This window comes from Microbacterium sp. P5_E9 (assembly GCF_054049175.1).
On sequence record NZ_JBFUMV010000062.1, the window covers coordinates 1 to 714 of the forward strand.

Annotated in this window: 1 protein-coding gene; it reads right to left on the reverse strand. The window is 69.0% G+C overall.

Annotated features, from left to right (window positions below; all coding sequences use genetic code 11):
* Positions 1–47 precede the first annotated feature (47 nt).
* Positions 48–714 (reverse strand): Mu transposase domain-containing protein (locus ACXJ3V_RS20225; protein ID WP_457102149.1); only part of this gene is annotated, 667 nt, incomplete at its 5' end.

Sequence of the window (714 nt, forward strand, 5' to 3'; positions counted from 1 at the left end):
GTGTAGAGGGGTACTCGTCGTTGGGTGGTGCTCTCCTCCTGGCTGGGTCAATGAAGCGTGGTCGGCTCGGCGCCGAACAGGTCGGCCGCGCTGCGCGTGAAGCGCGCACGGGCGTAGGCCGCGGGGGTCTGCGTATCGATCAGCGGCTGCTGGTCGGCGCCGGTGGACAGAATCGTCTTGACGGTGCGGTAGTGAGGACTGTTGTGCGCCAGCGCCCTGTCGCACGCGGCCTCCAGTCGGGCCGCTCCATAACGCTTGCCCATGGAGAGAATTCCTTGTGCGGCGCGCAGCCGCTCGGCAATGCGGTCGCCCAGCAACCTGTCCACCAGTTCGGTGCAGCGCGGCCCGACCGCCTGCGCTTGCGTCGCGCACCAGCGCCGGTCGCGCTCGAAGAAGTTGCGCGCCTCGGGCGGCAGGTGATCGAATATGGTCACGCGCTGGCCCGCGCGAAGCGCCCTCGGATGGGTCGCCAGATGCCGGTAGTCCTGGTACAGCGCCACCACGGTGTCGGTGGCACGAAGCCACAGCGTCTGGCCCACCAGGGAGAAGGGCGCCGAGTAGAACGCRCGATCGTGCTGAACGTGACAGTCGCGATGCAGGACCACACGGTGCCAGGTGCCAAGGTCCGGCGTGACGCCAGGTAGCCTGCGCAGCAGGGGCCGCTCCAGCGCATACAGCGACAGCGGCTGCTCGCGCGTGGTGCCGTGCATGCGG